Source organism: Flavobacterium silvaticum, assembly GCF_012911565.1.
In the GTDB taxonomy this organism is placed as follows: Bacteria; Bacteroidota; Bacteroidia; order Flavobacteriales; family Flavobacteriaceae; genus Flavobacterium; species Flavobacterium silvaticum.
Map to the genome: position 1 here is coordinate 271,798 of NZ_JAAMPU010000107.1, position 25,744 is coordinate 297,541.

Sequence of the window (25,744 nt, forward strand, 5' to 3'; positions counted from 1 at the left end):
TTAGCTATTGCTTTTCCTTCTATGGATTTTACCCTGCTGATCCTGATTATAGTGCTGGCGCTGGTGTTTGACTACATCAACGGTTTCCACGATGCCGCCAACTCAATTGCAACCATTGTCGCTACCAAGGTACTGACGCCTTTTCAGGCCGTTTTATGGGCTGCGGCATTCAACTTTGTGGCTTATTTCATTTCGAAATACTGGATTGGGGAATTCAAGATAGGAAATACGATTGCCAAATCTGTAGATGAACATTTCATTACGCTTGAGGTGATATTGGCCGGATTGATTGCTGCTATTATCTGGAATCTTGCGACCTGGAAACTCGGAATCCCGTCCTCTTCTTCACACACTTTGTTAGGTGGATTCATGGGTGCTGCTGTTGCTCATGCCGGAGCTTTTTCAGAAGATGGCATAGACGTAATCAACTATGCTAAAGTAGTTCCTACATTCTTATTTATTTTCTGTGCGCCACTAATCGGTATGATCATGGCCTATTTTATAACGGTATTCATATTGAATGTCTGCCGAAGGGCCAATCCGCACAAGGCAGACAAATGGTTCAAGAAACTGCAGCTCGTATCATCGGCATTATTCAGCTTGGGACACGGAGGGAACGATGCCCAAAAAGTAATGGGAATTATCGGCGCGGCTGTAATCTGCTATAAAATAGACCTCAAAGATCCTGTTTTCATGGCTGCCGATTCCAAACACCGGTTCGATCTTTTTGTAAACGACGATTTCTGGTGGTGGGTTCCGCTTGCGAGTTTCCTTGTGATTGGCTTGGGTACGCTTTCGGGCGGATGGAAAATCGTCAAAACCATGGGTTCCAAAATCACCAAAGTAACGCCATTGGAAGGTGTCGCGGCTGAAACTGCAGGTGCCGCAACCCTATATCTTACCGAGCATTTAGGGATTCCGGTTTCTACGACACACACTATCACAGGAAGTATCATTGGGGTTGGAATTACAAAACGTATTTCAGCCGTTCGCTGGGGTGTTACGATAAACCTGCTGTGGGCCTGGATCCTGACCATTCCGGTATCGGCCATACTTGCCGGACTCATCTATGAATTATTCAGGATTTTCATGTAATCATACAATCGGCTACCAGGCCGATTTTGTATTTTAGCTCCATGCGGAATACCATTGCCCTGATTTTTTTCCTTGTTTCTTTATCGGTACAAAGCCAGATCGACGCGCTCCAACGGAACTCGACAAAACCCCGTTCAATGTCCCAACGTTGGGAGCTCGATTCAACGAGTTCCCGGGGGACATTCCTGATCACACCTTATAAGCCGATTTTTATTTTGCCTTTCCGGTATACGTCAAATCCCAACAGACAGCCTGTTTCAAGAAATGCCGATTCATCTTATGTAGTTTCCGAGCCTGTAGATTATAATCGGACGGAAGTTAAATTCCAGGTCAGTTTCAAAGTCAAGATTTTCCAGGATATGCTGTGGCGACACGCCGATCTATGGGTTGCCTATACCCAGGTTTCGCATTGGCAGATTTATAACTCAAAGATTTCCCGTCCGTTCCGTGAAACCAATTATGAACCGGAACTTATCCTCAATTTTCCGTTGCATTTCAAGCTTTTCGGGTTCGATGCGCGAATGGCGAGCGTCGGTTTCAACCACCAGTCGAATGGGCGCAGCCTGCCGTTGTCCCGAAGCTGGAACCGAATCATGTTCGTGTTTGGCCTGGAGCGAAAAAACTGGAGCATTTATGCGCGTCCGTGGATCCGGCTCAGTGATTCGGAAGATGACAATCCGGACATTTCGGACAATCTGGGCCGTGCAGACTTGAATGTGATCTATACACATGACGGCCACGTTTTTTCGCTCATCGGCAGCCACAACCTGAGTTTTGGTACGGCCGTAAAAGGAAACCTGACTTTTTCGTGGTCGTTCCCGATAAAAGGAAATTTGAAAGGCTATATGCAGGCGTCACACGGATACGGTGAAACACTTATCGATTACAATCACAAACAAACTACAGTAGGCGTAGGGCTTTCTTTAGTCGAATGGCTTTAATCTTTAGCAGATAATTCTATCAGCTTTTTGATTGTCTTTAAATTGCGTGCAGTCGTACGGATTTTAAGTTTTCGTTCGATGATGGCATTGTTGAGTTTGGTATTGGCAGCAGAATCGGCGTACCATACATAAATGACTTTACCTATGATGACGAATTCGTCGTTTTGGAAATCGACGGCTTGTAACGCTTCGTGATTTTCCGCCAAAGGTTCGTCTGACAAAAAAACTATGTAGGGCTGAACGGAATCTGTTGGTGTTTTAGCTGCAAACGGATTTTTTTCAATTGCCAGACCAAGAATTTCAGGCGTAACAACGATGACCGTAATTTCGAGCCCAAAAACTTCCGCAATCAAATCACCGATGGCCTTTTCAAGGACAACCGGATTTTTTTCATCGGATGTAAAAAGAATATTCCCGCTTTGGATGTAGGTCGAAACAGCTGAAATGGGCAAACTGGCCAACGCTTTCCGCAGCAATTCCATTTTAATGATATTCTTTCCGCTGACGTTTATGCCGCGGAGCAAGGCGATATAACGTGTCAATTTAATTGAATCGGGATTTGATAACTGCATCTTACGAGTCTCCCCTTTTGCATGGCCGGTTTCCATAGTGGGGATTTTTCCAAAACGCGGACGGCTTCTTTATCGAGTCTTGGATTTATGCCCTGAAGCACTTTAACATCTACTACTTTTCCGGTTTGGTCCACGACGAAAGACAGCAGGATTTTCCCTTTATCCTTTGTGCGTTTCTTGAAGTTGTCACCAATGTATTGGTACAACGCCTGTATGCCACCGGGAAATTCGGGCTTGAACTCAACACCTGTCAAAGAATCTGTATTTTCAGTCGCGTCATCGACATTCGTTTCCGAAGCCGGGGCTTGCTGTGCGTAAACAAACCCGGATAGCAAAAGGAACAGCAATGTAATTTTTCTCATTTGATTTTTAGTTCTGCAAGGACAGGCAAATGGTCCGATGGATATCTACAATCGCGTGAATCGCTTAAAACCGCGTATTTTTCAACGTCGATGCCTTTTGATACAAATATATAATCTATAAGCATTTTTACGGGTTCGTTGAATTTGAAACCGTTGAAGGTTCCGCTTGGCCCGAATGGTTTTTCACGACTGAACGATCGCGTATCGATTAATTCAGAAACCATCGTTTTATAGGCTCCACTCGACATTTCACTGTTAAAATCGCCTGTTACAATGACGGGAAGCTTTGATGTGTTGACCGATTTCATTCTTTCAAGAATCAGTTTGACTCCGTTGCTCCTGGCTAGTTCACCTATATGATCCAAATGTGTATTGAAAACATAAAAGCGTTTTTGGGAAGTTTTATCTTCAAAAAGCCCATACGTGCAAATTCTTGGATAGGCGCCGTCCCAGCCCTTTGAAGGTTTATCGGGCGTTTCAGACAACCAGAATGTATTTTCTGAAACCAAACGGAATTTATCCGTATTGTAAAAAATCGCGCTGAATTCGCCCTCGGTTTTGGAATTGTCGCGGCTGATGCCAAACCAGGAATGGTGCGTCATAAGGCTGTCAAGGTAATGCAGCTGATGGTATTTGCCTTCCTGCGTCCCCATGAAATCCGGATTGTTGTAATTGATCTGATCGGCTAAGAAATCACGGCGGAATTGCCAGTTGTTTTCGCCGTCGCCTCCAAAATCGACGCGGATATTATAGGTCATTACAGAAAGTTGCTGCGAAAAACAGGAAACAGCCAGAAGCAAAAAAGTAATGGAAGCCGGAATTTTTATCGTCATAAATCAACTATTGAAATACGGGCTTTCCCAACTATTGCTGCTGAACCGTTTACCCAATATATAAAAGCTGTATAAAAACGCCGCGAAAAAAGATTTGAACGCAAACAGGAATACGATGATTTTGGCCATTGGCACACGTCTGTCCAATTCTCCGGACGGGATGAGCATCGTAAAAACAATGCTGATTACAATACAGCTTACAAGGAAGTTTCCAATGTTGCGGACTGGCCAGCAAAGCCACTTCCGCCAAACGGACAACTCTTTTCCCCACTGATGCACCAAATAGTAGTAGCCGTTTGAAACCGGCACGAACAACAACGGATCGTTTATATTTTTGAGTGCGAACGCTTTTGAAGGCGCGGCAATCTTAAAACCTGAAATTTCTGTTTGGTGCGTCCTTTCCAATTGCTGGATTTTGTTCAGGGCTTCTGCCGGAATTCCATCTTTAAAATAAGAACTGTTTAAAAAACGTAATCGGTGATCAATACAGATTTTGCGAATCTGGTCCAGGTGAAAGATGCGCGTATGGTCAAGCTGTGTAATGTCGAACCTGTTCTCGGCAATTTCTTTCGAAACAACTAATCTTTGCTTTACAGCTTCACGCTGATCCTCGTGTTCGCTAAGAATCCGCATTACCTGATCGATTGTTTTTTGGCCGGCAGCACGATGCATTTCATGGAGCAGGTCTACGGTAAATGGGTGGCGTTTCATTTCTGTAGCAATTTCAGGATTCTAAATTTACTTCAATTTGATGAAAGGCAGAAACCACGCATTGTTAAAAAATCGTGGTTAAGTTGGCGATGCTCCATTTTTTTTGTTTACAGATTCACTGTTTACAAAAATTCGTAAACACGAAACCTGTAAACAAAAAATCCAACTCTTCGATGGGGAGTCACTATGACTTCTGTATCTTTGAATCCGAATAAACCAAATTGCAACATGAAATTACTTGAAGGAAAAACCGTGATCATTACCGGAGCCAGCCGTGGCATTGGAAAAGGTATCGCAGAGGTCTTCGCAAAACACGGGGCAAACGTCGCCTTTACCTATAGTTCGTCCGTTGAATCGGCTATGGAACTGGAATCTGCCTTGAACAACCTTGGCATCCGGGCTAAAGGATATCAATCAGATGCCGCCCAATTCGACCAGGCCCAGAAATTCGTTGACGATGTGCTTGCGGAATTCGGTAGGATCGATGTCCTTATCAACAATGCCGGTATCACAAAAGATAATTTGCTGATGCGTATGAGCGAGGAAGATTTCGACAAAGTGATCGACGTGAACCTCAAATCTGTCTTCAACATGACCAAGGCCGTCCAGAAGACGATGCTTAAAAACCGCGCCGGTTCCATCATCAACATGAGTTCGGTGGTAGGAGTGAAGGGCAACGCCGGACAAGCCAATTACGCAGCTTCAAAGGCTGGTGTAATCGGATTTACCAAATCGGTGGCGCTTGAATTGGGATCGAGAAATATCCGTTGCAACGCCATTGCTCCGGGCTTCATCGAAACCGAGATGACCGCCAAACTAAGTGAAGATGTCGTACAGGGATGGAGAGACAGCATTCCACTCAAACGCGGTGGAACTCCGGAAGATGTTGCCAACGCCTGTTTGTTCCTTGCTTCCGATCTTAGTGCCTACATGACCGGACAGGTTATGAATATAGATGGCGGAATGCTGACCTAAGAATCACACCTTTTTATATAAAGCTGCCTTAACGGTGGCTTTTTTTATGTCCTGCCTGCTATATTTGCACTTATTAATTTTTAACTGACCGATGACGGCAACCACTAGTGTCCTGATTATCCTTTCTGTTCTTGTTGCCGCCGGTATTGCGTACTATCAGTATATATTCCGATCGATCCAGGGAAAACGGCTTTCGTATTTGCTTGCAGGCCTGCGTTTCATTGCCATTTTCGGATTATTGCTATTGCTCATAAATCCGCGGATACTCAAGACATGGTACGAAGCTGAGAAGACACCCTTGCCTGTCGTCATTGACAATTCAGCATCGATAATTCATCTTAAAGCAGATGCACGGGCCAAGCAGGTTTTTGAAAGGATAACGTCCGATTCAAGGTTGAAACAAAAATATGATGTCCAGGCGTATCGGTTCGATTCAGAAATGGAAGCATCTGAAACCCCGGATTTCAAAGGAAGCCAGACGAGTATCGAAGCAGTGGCCAAAAACCTGTCTGCCATTTATCGCAATAAAAAATTCCCGACCGTTCTTATTTCTGACGGAAACCAGACGCGTGGAAACGATTACGTCTACCGGTTTGAAAATGGAAATCCGGTTTTTCCGGTTGTTTTGGGTGATACCGTAAAACAGACCGACATTCGTATTTCTCAGGTCAACGTCAACAAATATGCGTTCCTTAAAAACAAATTCCCTGTTGAAGCTTTTGTCCAGTATTCAGGTACAAAACCGGTCGAGACCAAATTCGAGATCCGCAACGGGCAAACGGTAATCGCTTCCCAAAACATTTCGTTTTCCGCCGACAAAAAATCGGCAGTCCTAAATTTATTATTGCCTGCGGAAAAAGCCGGGCTGCAATTGTATAAAGCCACTGTAAATGCAGTTTCCGGAGAAAAAAACACGTACAACAACACCAAGAATTTTGCAGTCGAGGTCATGGACCAACGCAGTGAAATCGCTATCGTATCGGCTATAAACCATCCGGATATCGGGGCGCTCAAACGTTCGATTGAAACCAATTCCCAACGACGCGTCACCTTACTTTCGCCGACGGATCAACAGGATTGGAGCAAATTCAATGTCCTTATAGTCTATCAACCGACTGCCGCATTCGGACCTTTGATGGATCGGCTTGAAAATTCCCAGTCGAGTTGCATGATCATTACCGGTGTCCGGACCGATTTCAACTTCCTCAACACAAAACAGAAGCTGCTTGCTTTTCGCATGAGCAGCCAATCTGAAAACTATCTTCCGGTACCGAACGACCAATTCAGTTTGTTTGAGCCCGAAGAATTGCCTTTTGTTGAATTTCCTCCGCTCGACAACGCATTCGGGACCATCAAAGCATCAGGGAATGTAAACGAATTGCTCGGATCAAGCATCCGGAATGTAAAAACCGGTTCACCGTTACTGGGATTTGCCGAAGAAAAGGGCAGGAGATGGGGCTTTTTATTGGGAGAAGGAATCTGGAAATGGAGGTTGCAGTCGTATGTCACGCTCCGGTCGTTTGAACAATTCGACCGGTTCATGGATAAATCGATCCAATATCTGTCCACGAACAACAGCCGGAAATCGCTTATCGTAAACCATGAAAGCTTTTACAACATGGGCGATCCGGTGGAAATCACGGCCCAATATTTCAACAAGAATTACGAATTCGATGAAAAGGCGCGTATCAATGTGACGCTGACACACAGGAAAACCAAAAAATCGCGTTCGTTCGACATGCTCAAATCGGGCAATTCCTTCAAAGTGAATCTCGACGGACTCGAAGCCGGCGCGTATGATTTCAAAGTCCGCGAACTCAATTCCAATGCTTCGTATTCCGGATATTTTGAATTGCTTGATTTTGAGATCGAGAAACAATTCGTCAATCCCGACCTCGAAAAACTGAACCAGCTCGCTTCCGTAACCGATGGAAAAACCTATCTGCCGGATCAGGCCGATGCATTGATTGACTTTCTTCTCAAAGACGAAACGTATAAAACCGTGGAAAAAGCAATCAGTCGACGTGTGCCGCTTATCGACAGCATCTGGTTGTTGCTTTTGATCGCAGCTTCATTGGCCGCGGAATGGTTTATCAGGAAATACAACGGAATGCTTTGATTTCTGATTGCCATGCCGATTTATATTTTTTTGTAGGTATTTACTACATTTTATTCTTTTGACATCTGACCCCGATTTTTATCTGAGTTAAGAAGCCGTTACTTTTTTGGCAGCAAATTCAGATTTTCTTCAAAATTGACCGATAATATTGTTAACATATTTAAAATACAACGCAAAAGCCGATGTTGTATTACTGTAAATTTGCGGTTAAATTATCGGTTATGAAACTTGGTTTGATCAGCACCTTCATTCTTTTTTCGGGTCTCGTCAATGGACAGCAATGGCATACGGATTTAGCTGAGGCTACCCAGGAAGCATCGGCTGCCAATAAAAACATATTGGTTTTCTTTTCGGTTGCAGATGCTTGCGATGCGTGCCGGCGATTGGACAATATTGTTTTCAAATCGGAAGAATTCCAACAATATGCGAATCAAAACCTGATCCTGGTAAAGATGGATTTCCAGGCACCGACCGATGCAGCTACAAAAGCAAAAAACCTCATGATTGTCGAAAAATACAACAAAGACGGATTTTTCCCTTGGGTCGTGGTCATCGATAAGAACGGTAAGGTTTTGGGCAAGGCGGATATGTATGACAACCAATCGCCACAGGAATATCTGCGGAAAATCAAAAACATAAACAACTAGATGCAAAAACTGGGTTTCCTCAAGCCGGCATTCAATTTCCTCTGGATTTCTTTATTGATCAGTTCCGTAAGCCGGTTGATACTTTTATTGTTTTTCTATGGACGTGTTTCACAGACACCGGATTTCCTGCTTGTTTTTCCGTTAGGGCTTCGGACCGATCTGATCCTGAATTGTTACATTATATTGCTTCCGACGTTGCTGCTGCTTTTCGTCCCTTCAAAAGCCCTGTTTAAATTGCAGCGATTTTTCAATAGCTATTTCATACTGTTCCTGAGCCTGATTTTTTTCATGGAACTCGCGAGCCTCGACTTTATAAAGCAGTACGACACACGGCCGAACCGCATTTTCCTCGATTACCTCATTTATCCCAAAGAAGTTTTCGGGACACTTTTCAAAAGTTACCTGCCCTCACTCATCTTATCGGTTCTACTCATGACGGCGTTTGTCTGGACTTTGGTCAAATTCAGGCAGCTATTGTTCGGGGTTCGGGAAGCTCGTTACAAATACAAACTCATCTGGTTTCCGCTGGTTATTTTCCTCATTGTCTTTGGGGCGCGCGGAAGCCTTACTTCAAAACGGCCGATTAATGGAAGTAATGCGGTGTTTTCTACAGACCAGCTTACGAATTGTCTCGGATTGAATTCGTTCTACACCGTTGCTTTTGCAGCCTATTCGATAAAAAATGAAGGACATGCGGACAAGATGTATGGTAAACTGGAACCTGCCGATGCCATTGCACGGGTCAAAAAATATATGAATGTTCCGGGTTCGGATTTTACATCGGACAGTATCCCGACTTTACATAAACAGCTTGCGGAAACACAACAACCATTGAATTTGGTCATCATACTTGAAGAAAGCCTTGGAGCAGAATATGTGGGTTGTCTTGGCGGATTGCCGCTGACACCGGAGCTGGACAAATTAAGCAATGAAGGCGTTTTGTTTACCAATATCTATGCTACGGGAACACGATCCGTTCGCGGTATTGAAGCCGTCGTGACTGGTTTTTTGCCTTCGCCGGCCGAAAGTGTGGTGAAATTAAGTGGATCGCAAACCAACTTTTTTACGGTTGCTGAATTGCTAAGACAATTTGGTTACGATACGAGTTTCATTTACGGCGGCATGTCCAATTTTGACAATATGGGTTCGTTTTTCAACGGAAATGGCTTTGACAGGATCATTGACGAAGATGATTTCGATGCGAAGAAAAGCGCTTTTCACGGAACCTGGGGCTGGTCAGATGAAGACGTATTGTTAAAGGCAAACGATTATTTCAAATCTGTCAAAGGAAAACCATTTGTTTCCCTTGTCTTTTCATCAAGCAACCACGAGCCGTTTGAATTCCCGGATAATCGGATAAAGTTGTATGACCAAAAGAAAAATACGGTCAACAACGCCATGAAGTACGCCGATTATTCCATCGGGAAATTTTTTGAAGCGGCTAAAAAAGAAGCGTATTATAAGAACACTGTTTTTCTGGTCATCGCCGATCATAACACACGGACTTTTGGAAAGAACCTGGTTCCGATAAAGAAATTCCACATTCCGGCCTTGCTCATTGGACCAGGTTTGGAAAAAGGAGGGAAGTATAACAAGCTTTGCAGCCAGATCGATATTTTGCCCACGACGCTTTACAAATTAGGCGTCAATGTAGAAACACCCATGGCGGGACGCAATTTGTTTACGCTTCCCGAAACCACTCCGGGCCGTTCCATCATGCAATTCAATGACATCAATGCATTCCGGGTTGAGGACAAAGTTTTGATCATGCAGCCTTTCCTGAAACCGCAGCAGTTCAGCCTTAAAAGCGATACCATCATGACACTGATGCCGCTTGACGAGGAATTCGCCAAAGACGCTCTGGGCCATGTTTCGGCCGCAGGTTATCTGTACAAAAACAATTTATACAGGTTGCGGAATCTGAGAAAAAAATAATCCGGTCATAATTGTAGCCTTGTAAAAAAAACTCTTGCTACTTATATAATAGCAAGAGTTATAAAATTGAAGGCATACTGCCGATTTACGCCGATGCCTGCTCAAAAAGCAACACCTGGTCTTTCAATCGTTCGATGACCATATTCATCATACGCTTGTTCAAACGCGAGGAATTCTTGATGTATTCTGCGTATTCGTCTACAGTAAACAAGCCAATCACCATCCCTTTGAGTGAATTCCGGAACTTGATGTCCTTTTGGATGGAATTCTCTATGTATTGAAGTTTCTTTTCGGTAGCATAGGAATTGAAGTCATTTTTGTACTTGCTGACATAATTTCGAAACACATCAAGCAACAAATCATTCTGTAATTTAAGTATCGGCCTCAGGATCTGGTTCTGGAAAGCTTCTTCCGAAGTGGAAAGATTCGATACGGTTCCAATGGCATCGCCACGGAAATCATGGATAAACAGGTCGCGCGCACTCATCGTTTTCTTTTAAAGTTAAAAAAAAAGCCGCTGTAAAAACAGCGGCTTTTCTATACTTGTTAACCGATTACTTGATGTGGAATGTGGCTTTACGCACCAATCTGCGCGCCATGTCGGAATTTTTATCAACAGAGGTATCTTCTCCTGCAGGTACGATTGTCAGACGGCTTCCGTCGATTCCTGCTTTGATAAGTACGTCGCGGATATTTTCGGCGCGTTTTCCGGAAAGTGACTTGTTGAAGTCTGTATTTCCAATTTCATCCGCATAACCTGTAATGTCAGCAGTCGCAGATGGATTGTTACGCATGTAGTTCAAAATGAAAGCTACGTTCTCTGTAGAAGCGAGTGTCGGTTTGGTACTTCCGAAATCGAAGAATACGGCAATGTAACCTTCGTTGATAAGTTCTTTGACGACTTCAGATTTAGCAGCGCCGGTAGATTGGGTCACGCCTTGTTGTACCGATTGGTTCACGAATTTTTCCAATTCATCAGGAATTCCGTTCTGGTTCAAATCTACCATTCGGCCTTTAGTATCAACAGCAACACCAGCGATAGAGTTGTTTTCTACGTCGAGGTAATCCGGAACACCGTCTTTATCGGCATCGTTCATCATGGTTTCGAGTTCGCCAATACGCTTGTCAAGCTGGTCGATCTCTTCCATGCGTTTGTCTTCGATCACACCCCAGTCGCCGTGCATTTTTTCACTTCCGAAAGAGTAGGAGAGACCCAGTTTTGCAGTAAGCAACTGACCTTGGAGGTTTTCATCCTGTGACGAATAATGTCCGTCCCATGCAAAATGCTGACGGAAATTATAAACGGTACTGACATCAAGGAATATGGCCAAACGGTCGATAACACGGAATTGTGGCGTCAGGCCAAAAACGATTCCGATGTTGTTTTCGGTACGGTCGTAATTTGAAGGCGGCGATTCAAGATCATAATCGTATCCTGTATCGAGTTTTGGAGTCATCCGGCTGTATGAAACACCAAAGTGTCCCAAAAGGCCAAAACGACCGATAACTTCTTCAAGGTTCAACAGACGTGATGCATTGACCACACCCTGAAGATCGAAACGCAATTGGTTTACTTCAAAAGGTTTACTGTCTGTTTTGGTATTGTTTTCGAATTTATCGAATGTTCCGTCAAGCCTAACCCCAAATTTCGGGCTAAGCATATAACGTGCTCCGAGACTGAATGAATTAAAGTTTATGCTCCCCAATACATTGTCCGGATTACTCGAATAATATCCTGTGGAATAAGGACGCATCCCTTTTGACTGACCGGCACTGGCTTCTATGGTCCATCTGTTGTAAGGAGTTTCTTCTCCAGATTCCTTATCTTCATTTGGGTCATTCTGCGCCGAAACATTCCCGAGGGTCAATAAGCCGATGGAAAGGAAAAGTAATTTTTTTTTCATAAGCGGTAGATGCATTTGTCCTATTTGTTTTTGGTTGAATTTCTTTAGGTTAGGCAAATATAAGGGAATAGGATGGAAATTAGGTTACGAAATCTGCAATAAATTCCTTCAAAACCCGCGGTTTGACCGATAATTTATAGCCTTTTATGAATTCAACTCCGGTTTAAGAAGCGCTTCTCAAATATTTCCAGTCGATATAAAAGGTTCCGAACGGCAATACAGACGCAAAGCAAACCAGTGCAAATTGTTTTGAATTCCAGCCTCTTTCAGATTTAAGCATGAAGGCTAATATGATGTAAAGAATAAATAAAAGTCCATGCGCCATCCCGACCGTACGCACATATTCCGGTTTGTCCCATACGTATTTCAAAGGCATGGCGACAAAGAACAAAAGTAAAAGGGAAATCCCTTCCAGAAGAGCGACAATCTTAAAAAATTTTAACATAGTATGTTGTTTTAAAGCGGTACAAAACTACGTAACATTGCACAGAAACCACAACGAAACAATCCTAAATAATGAGCCGTCGCGAATTAAAAAAATATCTTTCAGGGCTCGACCAGGAACAGTTGACAGGCCAATTTTTGGAGCTTTATGACAAATTCGCCAATGTCAAAACGTATTTCGATTTTGTTTTCAATCCGAAAGAAGAAAAACTTTCAGGCGAGGCACGGCAAAAGATTTTGCATGAATATTTCCCCGTTCGTGGAAAACGGCCTAAACAGCGATTATCTGTCGCACATAAATACATTCGCCATTTCAAATCGCTTGGTGTCGATTCTTCGGTACTGACTGAATTGATGCTTTTCAATCTTGAAACAGCCCTTAGGTTTTCTGCAAAACGCGAAACACGTTACGATTCTTTTACCACAAGTATGCTCAAATCGTTCCGCGAGCTTGTCGATTATACTTCGGAACAGGGAATTTCTACAATTTATAAAGATAAAATCCAATCTATTTCCCAAGAAGTGTCGCGGCAACGATGGAATAACAGTGAGTCCTTCAGTGAATTAGCAGATTCGTTATAAAACGCTCAACATCAATTCACAATATATTGTTCATATCTCTGTCATAAATTAACGTTAGGCTTAGTGCAAAAACCTGATTCAAGACTTATTTTTGCAAAATTGGTCAATTGAGTTAATGCAGATAGACAGCACATCCATAAACGTAGTTCCCAGAAAAGAGCTTTACGACTACCAGCGAATCGATATCGGTGCGATATTCGAACGCCTGGATACGGCACCGTCTAATTTCCATTTGTTGTATCAATTGCCTACAGGTGGCGGAAAGACAGTCATTTTCTCTGAAATCGTCCGCCGTTATCTGCAGACCTATCAAAAGAAAGTAGTCGTGCTGACGCATCGCATCGAGTTGTGCCGCCAGACATCTGAAATGCTGACCGGGTTTGGTGTCAAAAATAAAATCATCAACAGCAATGTAAAGGATTTACCGGATCAGGAAGATTACAGCTGTTTTGTCGCGATGGTCGAAACACTCAAGAACCGGATCAACGACGAGAAACTCCACCTGGATAACATTGGACTTTTAATCATCGACGAAGCGCATTACAATTCGTTCCGAAAACTTTTCAGTTCGTTTAAAAACTCATTCATTTTAGGTGTTACCGCAACACCTTTGAGCTCTAATATACGATTGCCGATGTATCATAACTACAATGAGTTAATTACAGGAGATTCAATAAAATCTTTAATCGGAAATGGATATCTTGCCAAAGCGACGACGTACACCTATGATGTTGGTCTGACATCTCTCAAAGTAGGCATCAACGGAGATTATACTGTCAAATCATCCGAAGAATTATACACGACCATGCTCATGCAGGAAAAACTCTTGCATGCGTATGCCGAAAAATCATTAGGCAAAAAAACCCTGATTTTCAACAACGGCATCAATACGTCAATGTATGTGTATGATACGTTTAGGGAGGCCGGATTTCCGATACGCCATTTGGATAATACTACCGGTTCCGAGGAAAGACGCGACATCCTCAATTGGTTCAGGCATACGCCGGATGCCATCCTGACATCGGTGGGAATTCTTACGACAGGTTTTGATGAGCCGACCGTGGAAAGCATCATCCTGAATCGCGCCACAAAGTCGTTAACGCTATATTTTCAAATGATTGGCCGAGGCTCCAGACGGCTTCCCGGCAAAAATGAATTTACTGTTATCGACCTTGGTAACAATGCCGCACGTTTTGGTTTGTGGGATGAACCTGTGGATTGGCAACTGATTTTCAGGTCGCCTGAATGGTATCTTGAAAACCTTCGCGACGATGCCGAAATCGAATTGTATTTCCGGTATCAGATGCCTGCAGAGTTGCGTGAAAAGTTCGCCAAGACGCCAAATGTCGATTTTGATGTTGATGAAGAACACCGGATCGCAATCCAGAACAATCAACGATCCAAAGTCGTTATAGACAAATCGCTTCAGCAACATGCCGAAATGTGTGTGTTTAACAGTGAGTCGCTTTACGAAGCCAAACAACTTTCAAAAGAACTTCACGAAGACATTCGTTCACGCATGAAACGATATGCGGCATGCCTGAGCCACACGAGTAAAAATTATCGCGAATGGCTGGTTGAGGATTATAAAACCAAATTGTCATTGCAGATCGGGAAATTGTTCCGTGAATCTATTGTCGACTAAACCATTGATTTTACTGAGGTTTTGTTCAAAACACTACTTTTTCAACCCAATTTAAATTGAACTATAATTTATATTATGTAAAATAGACATTTTGAACGAAACTCTTATCATCTATTCATTTCAAATTGTTTTTTTTATTCAATATGTCCTATTTACAAAGACTTTTAATCAATTATTTGAACAACGCCAATTGTCGTTTCAGTTCATCGAGATCAGAAATCAATTTATGTTGTCGCTGAAGCAATTGCCGGATCACATCGATTCCTTCCGGATTAATCTGCAATTCATATCTCCAGTACCGCAGCTTTTCCAATTCCGATAATTGCTCGTCATCTATGATTATTTCATTTTTCTCTGATTCAAAATCCATAATACCATGCGCAGCTAATTCCTCGAAGAATTCCGGATCGGTTTTATAGAACGAGCAAAACTGCGTAACGGTTATTCTATTTGACATAATACTGTTATTTTAATTCGGACAATTGATTGAAAAGCTCTTTTTGTTTTTCAGACAGATTCTTAGGAATTGCTACAGAATACGTCAGGATCAAATCGCCGAAAGTTCCTTCCTTTTTATAAACCGGCATTCCTTTTCCTTTGAGCTTCACCTTGGTTCCGTTTTGTGCTCCTTCAGCAATCTTTACTTTTACTTTTCCCGAAAGTGTCTCTACAGTTATTTCGCTACCCAGAACAGCCTGATAAACATCAATTTCGAGATTCTTATATAAATCATCACCTAAGCGTTTGAATTCGCGGTCTTCTTTGATATGGAATGTTATATACAAATCACCGGACGGGCCAGAATTGGCCCCCGGAGCACCAAATCCTTTTAGTTTTATAACCTGTCCGTCAGCCACGCCGGCAGGAATCGTGATACGTATATTCTTTCCATTGACCGTCAAAGTTTGTTTGTGGCTTTCAAGAATGTCGCGAAGATTGAGCTCGATCGAGGCCGTGTAATCCTGGCCTTTATACTGTGCCTGCCCAAAACCACGGCCCCTTGCACCGCCGAACATCGATTCGAAAAAATCCGAAAAATCACCTTGCCCAAAATTACTGTATGTGTAACCTTCATCGTTCGCTGTGGCTTGTTGCCTGTTCCTGCCCGCCTGTCCGTATTGTTCCGCATGTTGCCAGTTTTCGCCGTAAGCGTCGTATTTCTTGCGGTTTTCCTCGTTGCTTAACACTTCATAGGCTTCGCTGAGCTGCTGGAATTTTTTGTTTGCTTCGGCATCGTCCGGATTCAGGTCCGGATGTAGTTTGCGGGCCAGTTTCCGATAGGCCTTTTTGATGTCATCGGCAGATGCATCCTTATTCAAACCAAGCGTTTTGTAATAATCTATAAATGCCATACTGAAAATTTGTCCCTTAAATTTAAGCATTTCAATTGTTCATGAATGACAGATGCGCCACTATTTTTTGACTTCAGACGTTGAAAACTTCTTGTAATTTTAAAACCTCCCAAAGCGCCGGAATACAGGTTTTTTGTATTTTTAGGCATACGTACCAAACATGAGAAACAGCATTGCCGACAGAATAGCCGAATTCCTCAAGGACTTCCCTCCTTTCAACAAACTCAGTTTCGACGATCTTGTCAAAATCGCTTCGGAAATACGCGTAGTCAGTCTCGAGAAGAACCAGACACTGTTCAAAACAAATGACCAGTTACACAGCAGTTTTTACGTCGTAGCTTCCGGAATGGTGAATCTTACGGTTATTGCAGATGCCGAGGAAACCCTGTTGCACAAATGTATTCCCGGCGATATTTTCGGCTTGCGCCCGTTCTTTGCCCGCAACAATTACATGATGACGGCCAAGGCAAGAGAAGAAAGCCTCATTTATGCCATCCCAATTTCCATATTCCGACCGTATGTAGCCCAGAATCAGGAAGTCCTCAATTTCCTTCTTGAAAGCTTTGCGGCTACCAGCAGAAATCCGCTCGACCAGGATTTGAGAGGAAATCTCGTCTCAGATTCCATAAGCCTGCCGGAACAAAAGCAGGAAATGCAGTTTTTCCAATCACTGAATTACAACAAGAATCCGTTGCGTGTCAGTTCTGCCCAATTGACGCAGGAAGTCGCCACTTTGATGACGGAAAATCTGTTCGACAGCGCCATCGTCGTCCAGAACAGTTTTCCCGTCGGGATTTTGACAGATTCCGATCTAAGATCCAAAATCGCCACCGGAAGATATCCGATAAGTATCGCCGTAGATCGCGTGATGTCTGCACCCGTAATCACAGTTGGTGAAAACATATCGTTGGCCGAAGCTCAATTGCTGATGCTCAAAAACAACGTGAGCCATTTGTGCGTTACGGCTGACGGCACCGACCGTTCTGAAATAAAAGGTGTCATCTCCCAACACGATCTTATTGTAGCACAGGCAAGTAACCCCGGTGTCTTAGTTAAGGAAATCAAACGCTCGCACAGCGCCAAAGAACTGCGTCAGGTTCGCGAAAAAATGGGTGAGATTATCCGGAGTTCGATGAGCAAGAACATTCCGCTGACCCACATTTGTAATATTGCAAGTGAAATCAACATGGCACTTATCAAACGTTCTGTGGAATTATCGATCCTCGATCTCGGTTCACCACCCGCGCGTTTTGCATGGATGTCAATCGGAAGCCAGGGCCGTCGCGAACAATTGCTTTATACGGACCAGGACAGTTTTCTGGTTTTTGAAGACGTGGCCCCGGAAAAGTACCGCGAAGTCAAGGATTATTTCCTCAAATTGGCCAAGCGGGCTGTCGGCGTACTTGAAAAAATCGGTTATGCACCTTGTCCAAACGGCCATGTGGCAGGCAATCCGCAATGGTGTCATTCTCTATCAGACTGGACGAAACAATTTGAAAGCTGGATGAATGCCCCGGGCGAAAAAAGCAACCAGATCAGCAGTATCTTCTTTGATTTCGAAATTGCTTTCGGTGAACCTAAAATGGAAGAAATCCTGCTCGATGCCGTATTCCGCAATAACCGTAAGAATTCATTCTTCGATTATCTGGGTAACGATGCGTTGAGAAAACCGGCAGCCCTGAGCTTTTTCAAGAAATTCCAGCTCGAGGAAGAAGGCGAATTCCGCGATAAATTCGACATAAAACTGCGTGCCATCATGCCTTTGATTGATGGTGCCCGATTGATCTCGATAGCACAAGGTATCAGAGGCATAACCAATACGCATATGCGGTTCAAGCAATTGGCGATGTCCGATACCAAACATTCGGAAACCTACCTTAGTTGTGCCGAAGCGTTTTTATTGCTGTCGAAATACCGGACGCTCGAAGGGCTTAAAAATGACAACGACGGCAGATATGTCAACCTAGATGAACTTTCAAGGACCGATCGCGAAAAAATCAAATTCGCGCTCGAACCCATGGAAGAACTCCATGAAGTCATCAAGAGTAAATTCAGGTTAACCCAATTCTCATAAGGATGCTCGACTGGCTTAAAAATATCAATCGTGAATATCCCGGATTCTGGAAGCAATACCTGCAGAAATTCGAGCATCGCAGCAAACGTTTCGTCATCATCAGCCTTGAGAACTCGGGACAAAATCCGGACAAGGATGTGATTTTTTCGATCGGTGCCATTGCGGTGACTGAGAATTCCGTGAGCATAGGAGATGAATTTGAAGTAATAATTCCTCAATATAAATACCTGCACGACAATGATATTTCGAACGAATTCATCATTGAGAGTAAACTTGAAAAACAGTCGGAACCAGAAGCTATCGAGGCTTTTATAGATTACATAGGCAATGCGGTTCTAGTGGGTCACCGAATCCATTTCGACATCGACCTGATCAATATGGCATTGTCAAAATTGCAGTGCGGACGTCTTAAAAACGAAGCACTCGATATTGAAATCATGCACCGCAAACTCAACGATTTGCCCGAAAAACCATTTCCTCTCGATGAATTGCTGCGCCATTACAAAGTGCCCGGAACTGCACGTATTTCTGCCGCCGACGATGCCTACTCCAATGCGCTGCTGTTCCTCAAACTAAAATCCAAACTCGGAATCAACTAATGTCAAACGTAAATCTCATCATAGAAGAAAGACCGGCACGAATAGGAAGTTTCCTTGTAGGCCGATTGCTGCCATTCCGCGAAAAAAGAATGGTCGGACCGTTTGCATTCATCGATCATATGGGCCCGGCCGAACTTGGCCCGGATGAAAATTTCGATGTACCGCCGCATCCACACATCGGCTTATCTACATTGACGTATCTATTTGAAGGAAGCATCATGCACCGCGATAGTCTTGGAAGTTCGGTGGAAATCAAGCCCGGCCAGGTCAATTGGATGACGTCGGGCAAAGGCATCGTACATTCCGAAAGAACTCCGGAACATTTACGTCCATTTCCCAAAAAGCTACACGGATTACAAATCTGGGTCGCGCTTCCGAAACACCTCGAAGACATGGCGCCTTCATTTGCTCATGTCGAGGCAGCCGATTTGCCTTCGTGGACACAAGATGAAGTTGAGTTTCGATTGATTGCCGGAGAAGCTTTCGGCAGGAAATCAGCAGTTCCGGTTTACAGTGATTTGTATCTGATCGAGATAAAAGCCTCAAAAGATACACAACTGGACTTGTCCGGAAAACTCAAAGGTGAAAGCGGACTGTACATTCTTGAAGGAAAAGTTTCCGCATCCGGACATGGTTTCGGCCCCAAACAGTTATTGGTTTCCACTGAACCTGAAACCTGCGGATTCTTTATGTCTGCCGGAACGACGGTTTATCTTTTCGGAGGCGAGCCATTTCCGGAAGAGCGATTTATTTACTGGAACTTCGTTGCATCTGAAAAAGAAACCATCGAAAAGGCCAAACAGAATTGGCGCGACCAAACGTTCGATAAGATTGACGGGGAAACGGAATTCGTACCGCTGCCGGAGAGATGATCAATGTTTGCTCCATACATCGAGCAGCCTGTCATTATCCGAAACACTTCCAATCATAAAGAATTTGTTGCTTTTTAAAGCGTTCGATTTTTCTATCGGCTCTTTGACTACACCTATGTTGCCAATGTAATTTGAATGCAGGAAATACGGAATGGAGTCCTTTACGATATATCCCGTGTGGTAATCAAGTCCGATTATAAAGACAGAATTGTCAGGCTGTGTTGCCAGATATTTTTCCAGTGAAGCGAAATTGCGGAACGACTTTATATTGACACAAAGCTTTTTGATCATTTCACCAGATGCCACTTTGGCCAATTTGACGCGCTCAATTTCAAAGCCCAGATCACTCATGGTATTGGTAACGAAATAACCGCATGCAATGTGACCGGTTTTGGGTTGTCTGGTAGTTCCGTAAAAAGCCCACGGTGTTCCGTTCCAATAACAAAAAATATCGTTGCTGACCAGACTGAAAAGGTAGTTTCGCCTTTGAGTGTTAGGTGAAGGCAGCTTGCTTTTTATCGATTTCTTGAAATCACTGTAAGAGATCTCGGTTGAACATTTTTCCGGAACGATTTTTTGGTTCAGCGAAACTGATTTTTCCCTTGAGCAGAATATCAACAAAAGAAAGGTGGGAATAAACAGAAAAATTTTCATTCGGTGAGAGTTTGTAAGATTCTAACCGATAACGATTTAAAAAAAATATTGTTGTGTGGTTTATCGGTTCAGGTAAACACAACTTATAAATCTCCCGTGATGGCTGACCGAAGCAGGAAACGTATCTTCATTCTGTACAAAGACAGGAAAACCGTCCGGCTTTGAAATTTGAATCCGTGAACAATAGCCAATTTTTTCAAGCAACTTTTCACCTTCGGAACAAACCGTATGAATGCGCGATGTGTTATAAAAAGTCTTCGTCGATAAAATTTGCGATTGATACTTGATTTTCCCGTTTGCACCATCATCTAAACACTCAAAAGCGGTCGGATTGAAAAGCCTTTCGCCTGTTTCCCGATTCACGATTTTGTAAGCTGCTTCCTTCCTGCTCCACAAATCCCAGACTTTTTTTTCCGGATCAGCAGATGACAGGATCAGCTCTTTTTCAAAACCGGTAAACAGTTTGTCCAGAAAACGCGGTCGTTTCCAATTGCTCTGACGCGACGCCAAATCCAGATCGATGACGTCGTTGCCTATCATTTTTGGGCCCGTTTTTCCTCTATGATGGAAAGCGCTGCTTCGACTGTCAGCATACGCTGCATGGATTCGTTGTCTATTTCAATCCCGAAAGCGTCTTCCGTATCAAGCGCGATATCTACCAGATTGGCGCTGTTGATTTGGAGGTCTTTTACAAAATCGGTCTTTTCGTCAAGGGTTTCAAAAGCTTGCTGATTCTGTACGTAAGGTTTTACGATTGATTTTAAGGTATCGATGATTTCGGTTTGGGTCATTTCAGATGCTAATATTTCTTAAATATAACACATCCGTTGACATCGCCAAAACCGAAACTCGCCTTTGCCACAATATTGACCGGCATTTCAATTTTTTGAGTCGGGATTTTTGAAGCATCGATAAGCGCAGTTATTTCAGGATGAACGTCTTCACAATTGATATTCGGAAATACAAACTGGTGTTTTATCTGAAGCAACGATGCCACAATTTCGACGCTTCCCGATCCTGAAAGACAATGCCCGACCATGGATTTAAGTGAATTGATGTACGGGAAATCAGAACCTTTCCTGCCCAAAGCCTCGGCCCAGTTTGAAATTTCAAGCCCGTCTTTGATCGTAGCGGTCAAATGTCCGTTTACCATATCGATATCCTTTGCCGAAATCCCGGAATCTAAAATCGCATTGCGTATACATCTTTGGACAGCGACCGGATTCGGTGCCGTCATGCTTCCCTGTCCGCGTTGCCCGCCGGAATTGACTTCGCCACCTAAAATTTCGGCGTAAATATCCGCTCCCCGTTCCAAAGCACTTTCCAAATCTTCAATTACGTAAGCGCCTGAACCTGCAGCCGGGACAAAACCACTTGCCGTTTCGCTCATGGGTCGTGAACCGGCTTCAGGATTGTGGTTGTATTTATATGTACAGACTTTCAATGCATCGAAACCGCCCCAAATATATGGGCCCGAATCGCTCGTACTTCCGGCAAGGATACGTTTTGCCTTTCCGGATTTGATACGGTCGTAAGCCAATAACAACGCTTCGGTTCCTGTGGTACAGGCCGATGAATTTGTAGTGACGATGTTTCCAAGCCCTAGTTTCCCGCCTAAATAGGCACTGATTCCGGACGCCATGGTTTGTATGACGCTTGTACTTCCGAGGCGTCTGGTCTGCATATCGTCAATCTTGTAAATGCTTTCGCGGAATTTGTCGATGCCTGAAGTTCCGGTTCCAAAGATGACTCCGCTGTCAAAATCGACATCGTCATTCGGTTTCAGGCCCGCATCTTTCCACGCATCAAGCCCGGCGATAAGTCCGTACAGGATTCCGTTTGAATTGAACTGGCGTTGTTCGAGTTCGGTCAGGTAGTTTAGAATATAGCTTTCGGGAATTTGTGGTTTTCCAGAAATCTGGCAAGAAAAACCAAGTGCTTCCAATTGCGGATCGAAACGTATTCCGGAAATTCCGTTTTGGATGGAATGTAAAAACTCAGGTATGGTGATTCCATTCGGCGAACAAATCCCAATTCCGGTAATGACGACACGTTTTTTTTGAGGATTCATGGCACTATTTGATTAGTGATCATTCCGCTTAAAGTCGCTTTGCAGATTTTTTCGCCTGGTTCCGTTTCCATGATAACCTCGCACTTCAGTTTCCCGAACCGGAAATAGATTTTCCTTGAAGTTACAAAAACAGTTTCTCCGGGAAATACGGGTTTTAGGAATTCGGCTTCAGATGATGTAAAGACGAATTGCACATTCCGGTCAGTTTCATCCTTTATCAGATAAATGCCAAAAGCAGCGAGTCCAATCTGGGCCATGCATTCTATGAGGATTACGCCGGGAGTTATCGGATTATTCCTGAAATGACCTCGATAGAAATCCAGATTTTCATCAAACCTGAAACTTCCGAGAATCGAATTTTCATCTACCGAAATGATTTCATCGACAAACAGGAACGGTTCCGAATATGGCAATCTGGAAATGATTTTAGCAGATTCCATCAGAATTCAAGCAATACGCGTTGGGCCGAAAATCCGGGGCCAAAACTCAGCATAAGTCCCTTCTCCCCTTTTTTTGGTTTGCTGTCCAAGATTTCCTCAAGTACATAAAGTACCGTTGCGCTTGACATATTGCCGTATTTACGCAGGATTTCTTTTGTAGCATCGATGTTTTTTCCAAGGCCGTCGAACAATTCCTCTACGGTCTGGATGATTTTTTTTCCGCCCGGATGAAATATCAGATGATCGACATCGGCAATTTCGTAACCGTGTTTTTTAAGGAACGGATGCAAGATATGCGGAAAATGTGAAGCTATCGTATTCGGCACTTCAACATCAAGCACCATTGCAAGGCCGGAATTCGTCAGCTTAAACCCCATCATGTGTTCGTTATCATAAAAGTGGTACATTTCTTCGGCAAGAACGGTTGGGCCTTGGGCATCCTCTTCGGAAGACAACAACACACAGGCCGCACCATCGCCAAAAATCGCGGCACTGACCACATTTGCCATCGAATAATCATCAAGCTGGAATGTAGCCGTCGGGCTTTCGACTGCAATCACGGCAGCACGTTTTCCGGGATTGGCCTTGAGGAAATTCTTGGCATAAATCATCCCTGAAACACCGGCGGCGCAACCCATTTCGGTGACGGGTAAGCGAACGATATCCTGTCGCATTTTGAGTCGGTTGATCAGATATGCATCAAGCGATGGTATCATGATTCCCGTGCAACTTACGGTGATGATAAAATCTATGGAATCGGCATCCCAATTGGCTTTGAGCAAGGCTTTTGCAAGTGCGTGTTCCCCCAACCCGATGACTTCACGTGAATAGATGTCATTCTTTTCCTCGAACGATGTGGCCACGAAAACCTCCGACGGTTCCATAATGGAATAACGCCTGTCGACTGCCGCACCTTCGAAAATCATCTTTACTTTCCGGACAAAACGTTCGTCCTGCCCGTCGAGCCATCCGTCCAGAAACGAAATGATTTCCGGCGTGTCTTTATAATATTTCGGAAGTTCTTTTGAAACTGCTGTAATGCGTACGCTCATATGAAAGAAATGATCCATTGGTAACGGAAAGCCCATTTCCAGCGGATGCTATAGGTATTGAAATTTAGTTTTTTGGAGAAGTTACGAAGTTCTTTTCGTTTAAAACCCCTGAGGATAGAAATCAATCCGTCGTTTTTTGGCATTTTTCCAAGTGGAAATACCAGACAGACCAATTGAAACAACCGATAGGCCAAAGCGGAACGCTGTAAATCGTTGATGACCAATCCCATTTTCGCCTGTTTTCTAAATCGCTCCAGAATAGAGACAATTTCTTCATCCGAGAAATGATGAAGCGTCAATGTACAGATGATGATATCCGGTTTGAACGAACTGAATTCCTGGGAAAATAAATTCGTGGGATAATACCTGATGTTGGTATAATGTGTCGACAGATTCCTTGCATGATTGATGGTATCTGCATTGGCATCTATTCCTTCGAGTTTGACCGTTCTTTGTTCAGACACAGCCCATTCAGAAATATCGCGCAACATATCCCCGTTTCCGCAACCGACATCCAGAATATTTATTTGTTGATTTTTAGGAATGTTTATCAGGAGTTTGCGTACGCCATTGAGAGTTAATCTGTTGCCTCCAAGGAATCTGTTGATGGTCGCAATCTGATCCAGCGTCTTACGCAACTCATCGCCTTTCATGTCGAGATCGTCCATGATTTCAGCCTCCTGGCTTCGAAAATTGGTATCAATAGTCAGGCTCATGCTGCAACGTCTATGGGTTTGCCATGCGTAAATTTAATGATTCGCGGTAAAAGCGACGGAAACCGTTTCACCATTCCGAGCAAAAGTTTTGCTGCTGACGGATTCAGCAACGCCCGACTGAGCAAACGTCCGGTTTTGAGTCGACGGTTAAAATTCGTATGCCACAATAAAGTGTACTCTTTTTCGAGCAATTGGCGGTCAAGTCGATTTTGGCTTGATGCGATAATACATTCGCTTGCCATTTTGGCACTGTGGATAGCCATCGCCATTCCGTTTCCGCACAACGGATGGATGAGTCCGGCGGCATCACCAATCATGAGGATGTGGTTTTCGACGGCAGGTTTATCTTCAAAATTGATTTGGCTGATGGTTAACGGCTGATCGAATACACGCTTGCCTGAAGTCAATACCGATGCAAGTTCCGGATTTTGCATGAGGACAGATTGTTCAAAATCGTCCACATTCTTAAATCGTTTGAAGGATTCGAAGCTGACCAGATAACAAACGTTGATATTCCCATCTTCTACTTTCGATACGCCGCAATAACCGCCTTCAAAGTTGTGCAGGCCGACTGTATCTGCAGCAAAATATCCTTTGTAATGGCACTTAACAGCAAGCCAGGGTGAAGTGTGTGAAATAAATTTCCGGTCGAATTTCTTGTCGAGGTTCGATCGTTTGCCGTAAGCCCCCAAGACAACGGAAGCCTGTAATTTGGCATTGTCGGACAACGTCACTTCAAACGAATCATTGGAAAAACGGACTTCCTCGACCGTTGAAAAAATAAAGGAAACCCCGCGTTCGAGTGCTTTTTTGTACAGGAATTCATCAAATGCGAATCGGCTGATGCCAAATCCGCCCATCGGCAATCCACATAAAACGGAATCACCTGTGGCGGTTGAAAAATGGGCTTTGGAAATCGCTACAGGATTGAGTTCAGATACATCTGCTCCCAACCATTTCAAATACGGAAGCACTTCGTTCGACACATATTCTCCACACACTTTGTGCTTTGGATATTGGTGCTTTTCGACGACTGTAACCGAATGTCCAGCCTTCGCCAAATGCAACGCACTACACAAACCCGCAAGTCCGCCTCCAATTATGATTACCTGTTGCTGCATAAAACGAAAATAAGAATTTGCCCCAATC

The 25,744-nt window shown here is 43.7% G+C and carries 28 protein-coding genes; 11 read left to right on the forward strand and 17 right to left on the reverse strand.

Annotated features, from left to right (window positions below; translation table 11 throughout):
• Positions 1–21 precede the first annotated feature (21 nt).
• A complete protein-coding gene (locus tag G6047_RS13010; RefSeq protein ID WP_169528061.1) occupies positions 22–1,095 on the forward strand; it encodes an inorganic phosphate transporter in 1,074 nt (357 codons plus the stop codon).
• Between the two features lie 137 nt (positions 1,096–1,232).
• The gene (locus G6047_RS13015) at positions 1,233–2,036 is read left to right on the forward strand and encodes a phospholipase A (protein ID WP_169528062.1); all 804 of its coding nucleotides are present in this window, start codon (positions 1,233–1,235) and stop codon (positions 2,034–2,036) included.
• Here G6047_RS13015 and G6047_RS13020 read toward each other — a convergent pair.
• The 4 genes from G6047_RS13020 to G6047_RS13035 are packed head-to-tail and all read right to left on the reverse strand — an operon-like array spanning position 2,033 to position 4,514.
• Entirely contained in the window at positions 2,033–2,578 is a 546-nt protein-coding gene (locus tag G6047_RS13020) for a DUF1697 domain-containing protein (protein WP_169528063.1), read from the reverse strand. The two genes, G6047_RS13015 and G6047_RS13020, sit on opposite strands and share 4 nt — an antisense overlap.
• Positions 2,575–2,970, reverse strand: a complete 396-nt coding sequence (locus G6047_RS13025) for an energy transducer TonB (RefSeq protein WP_169528064.1) — start codon at positions 2,968–2,970, stop codon at positions 2,575–2,577. Before G6047_RS13025 ends, G6047_RS13020 begins: the two co-directional genes overlap by 4 nt.
• The gene (locus tag G6047_RS13030; protein WP_169528065.1) at positions 2,967–3,803 is read right to left on the reverse strand and encodes an endonuclease/exonuclease/phosphatase family protein; all 837 of its coding nucleotides are present in this window, start codon (positions 3,801–3,803) and stop codon (positions 2,967–2,969) included. The genes G6047_RS13025 and G6047_RS13030 overlap by 4 nt, the downstream gene beginning before the upstream one ends.
• Positions 3,804–3,806: 3 nt before the next feature.
• Positions 3,807–4,514, reverse strand: a complete 708-nt coding sequence (locus G6047_RS13035; protein ID WP_169528066.1) for a hypothetical protein — start codon at positions 4,512–4,514, stop codon at positions 3,807–3,809.
• A gap of 228 nt (positions 4,515–4,742) precedes the next feature.
• Here G6047_RS13035 and fabG point away from each other — a divergent pair, with 228 nt between their 5' ends.
• The 4 genes from fabG (at position 4,743) to G6047_RS13055 (ending at position 10,190) form a co-directional block, all read left to right on the forward strand.
• On the forward strand, positions 4,743–5,489 hold the full coding sequence (gene fabG, locus G6047_RS13040; protein ID WP_169528067.1) for a 3-oxoacyl-[acyl-carrier-protein] reductase: 747 nt from the start codon (positions 4,743–4,745) through the stop codon (positions 5,487–5,489).
• 91 nt (positions 5,490–5,580) lie between these two features.
• On the forward strand, positions 5,581–7,608 hold the full coding sequence (locus G6047_RS13045; protein ID WP_169528068.1) for a hypothetical protein: 2,028 nt from the start codon (positions 5,581–5,583) through the stop codon (positions 7,606–7,608).
• Between the two features lie 221 nt (positions 7,609–7,829).
• Positions 7,830–8,255, forward strand: coding sequence for a thioredoxin family protein (locus G6047_RS13050; RefSeq protein ID WP_169528069.1), 426 nt, complete (start codon positions 7,830–7,832; stop codon positions 8,253–8,255).
• Positions 8,256–10,190, forward strand: coding sequence for an LTA synthase family protein (locus tag G6047_RS13055; RefSeq protein WP_169528070.1), 1,935 nt, complete (start codon positions 8,256–8,258; stop codon positions 10,188–10,190). It abuts the gene before it with no gap.
• An 85-nt stretch (positions 10,191–10,275) separates the two neighbouring features.
• Here the strand turns inward: G6047_RS13055 and G6047_RS13060 are convergent, their stop codons facing one another.
• The 3 genes from G6047_RS13060 to G6047_RS13070 form a co-directional block, all read right to left on the reverse strand.
• Positions 10,276–10,677 carry a glyoxalase gene (locus tag G6047_RS13060; protein WP_169528071.1) on the reverse strand — a complete coding sequence of 134 codons (402 nt, stop codon included), beginning with the start codon at positions 10,675–10,677 and terminating at the stop codon, positions 10,276–10,278.
• Positions 10,678–10,744: 67 nt separating this feature from the next.
• Positions 10,745–12,094 (reverse strand): OmpA family protein, encoded by a 1,350-nt coding sequence (locus G6047_RS13065; RefSeq protein WP_169528072.1) that lies wholly within the window; start codon positions 12,092–12,094, stop codon positions 10,745–10,747.
• Between the two features lie 163 nt (positions 12,095–12,257).
• On the reverse strand, positions 12,258–12,539 hold the full coding sequence (locus G6047_RS13070; RefSeq protein ID WP_169528073.1) for a DUF3817 domain-containing protein: 282 nt from the start codon (positions 12,537–12,539) through the stop codon (positions 12,258–12,260).
• A 71-nt stretch (positions 12,540–12,610) separates the two neighbouring features.
• Here G6047_RS13070 and G6047_RS13075 point away from each other — a divergent pair, with 71 nt between their 5' ends.
• Positions 12,611–13,120 carry a DUF6155 family protein gene (locus G6047_RS13075; RefSeq protein ID WP_169528074.1) on the forward strand — a complete coding sequence of 170 codons (510 nt, stop codon included), beginning with the start codon at positions 12,611–12,613 and terminating at the stop codon, positions 13,118–13,120.
• A gap of 115 nt (positions 13,121–13,235) precedes the next feature.
• On the forward strand, positions 13,236–14,765 hold the full coding sequence (locus G6047_RS13080; protein ID WP_169528075.1) for a DEAD/DEAH box helicase: 1,530 nt from the start codon (positions 13,236–13,238) through the stop codon (positions 14,763–14,765).
• 172 nt (positions 14,766–14,937) lie between these two features.
• Here the strand turns inward: G6047_RS13080 and G6047_RS13085 are convergent, their stop codons facing one another.
• Both G6047_RS13085 and G6047_RS13090 read right to left on the reverse strand, forming a co-directional pair.
• Positions 14,938–15,222, reverse strand: a complete 285-nt coding sequence (locus tag G6047_RS13085) for a chaperone modulator CbpM (protein ID WP_169528076.1) — start codon at positions 15,220–15,222, stop codon at positions 14,938–14,940.
• A gap of 7 nt (positions 15,223–15,229) precedes the next feature.
• Positions 15,230–16,117 (reverse strand): DnaJ C-terminal domain-containing protein, encoded by an 888-nt coding sequence (locus tag G6047_RS13090; protein WP_169528077.1) that lies wholly within the window; start codon positions 16,115–16,117, stop codon positions 15,230–15,232.
• A gap of 160 nt (positions 16,118–16,277) precedes the next feature.
• Here G6047_RS13090 and G6047_RS13095 point away from each other — a divergent pair, with 160 nt between their 5' ends.
• The 3 genes from G6047_RS13095 to G6047_RS13105 are packed head-to-tail and all read left to right on the forward strand — an operon-like array spanning position 16,278 to position 19,662.
• Complete coding sequence (locus G6047_RS13095; protein ID WP_169528078.1) at positions 16,278–18,191, forward strand: DUF294 nucleotidyltransferase-like domain-containing protein; 1,914 nt, start codon at positions 16,278–16,280, stop codon at positions 18,189–18,191.
• A 2-nt stretch (positions 18,192–18,193) separates the two neighbouring features.
• Positions 18,194–18,790 (forward strand): 3'-5' exonuclease, encoded by a 597-nt coding sequence (locus G6047_RS13100; RefSeq protein WP_169528079.1) that lies wholly within the window; start codon positions 18,194–18,196, stop codon positions 18,788–18,790.
• Entirely contained in the window at positions 18,790–19,662 is an 873-nt protein-coding gene (locus tag G6047_RS13105; protein ID WP_169528080.1) for a pirin family protein, read from the forward strand. Before G6047_RS13100 ends, G6047_RS13105 begins: the two co-directional genes overlap by 1 nt.
• On the opposite strand, the gene G6047_RS13110 is transcribed toward G6047_RS13105, so the two are convergent.
• The 8 genes from G6047_RS13110 to G6047_RS13145 are packed head-to-tail and all read right to left on the reverse strand — an operon-like array spanning position 19,663 to position 25,716.
• Positions 19,663–20,316, reverse strand: coding sequence for a hypothetical protein (locus tag G6047_RS13110; RefSeq protein WP_169528081.1), 654 nt, complete (start codon positions 20,314–20,316; stop codon positions 19,663–19,665).
• 60 nt (positions 20,317–20,376) lie between these two features.
• Positions 20,377–20,856, reverse strand: a complete 480-nt coding sequence (locus tag G6047_RS13115) for a 4'-phosphopantetheinyl transferase family protein (protein ID WP_169528082.1) — start codon at positions 20,854–20,856, stop codon at positions 20,377–20,379.
• Complete coding sequence (locus G6047_RS13120) at positions 20,853–21,107, reverse strand: acyl carrier protein (protein WP_169528083.1); 255 nt, start codon at positions 21,105–21,107, stop codon at positions 20,853–20,855. The genes G6047_RS13115 and G6047_RS13120 overlap by 4 nt, the downstream gene beginning before the upstream one ends.
• A gap of 8 nt (positions 21,108–21,115) precedes the next feature.
• Positions 21,116–22,387, reverse strand: coding sequence for a beta-ketoacyl-[acyl-carrier-protein] synthase family protein (locus tag G6047_RS13125; RefSeq protein ID WP_169528084.1), 1,272 nt, complete (start codon positions 22,385–22,387; stop codon positions 21,116–21,118).
• Positions 22,384–22,827, reverse strand: a complete 444-nt coding sequence (locus tag G6047_RS13130; protein ID WP_169528085.1) for a 3-hydroxyacyl-ACP dehydratase FabZ family protein — start codon at positions 22,825–22,827, stop codon at positions 22,384–22,386. Before G6047_RS13130 ends, G6047_RS13125 begins: the two co-directional genes overlap by 4 nt.
• Complete coding sequence (locus G6047_RS13135; RefSeq protein ID WP_169528086.1) at positions 22,827–23,879, reverse strand: type III polyketide synthase; 1,053 nt, start codon at positions 23,877–23,879, stop codon at positions 22,827–22,829. The genes G6047_RS13130 and G6047_RS13135 overlap by 1 nt, the downstream gene beginning before the upstream one ends.
• Complete coding sequence (locus tag G6047_RS13140; RefSeq protein ID WP_235946545.1) at positions 23,876–24,595, reverse strand: methyltransferase domain-containing protein; 720 nt, start codon at positions 24,593–24,595, stop codon at positions 23,876–23,878. Before G6047_RS13140 ends, G6047_RS13135 begins: the two co-directional genes overlap by 4 nt.
• Positions 24,592–25,716 (reverse strand): NAD(P)/FAD-dependent oxidoreductase, encoded by a 1,125-nt coding sequence (locus tag G6047_RS13145; protein ID WP_169528087.1) that lies wholly within the window; start codon positions 25,714–25,716, stop codon positions 24,592–24,594. Before G6047_RS13145 ends, G6047_RS13140 begins: the two co-directional genes overlap by 4 nt.
• Positions 25,717–25,744 lie beyond the last annotated feature (28 nt).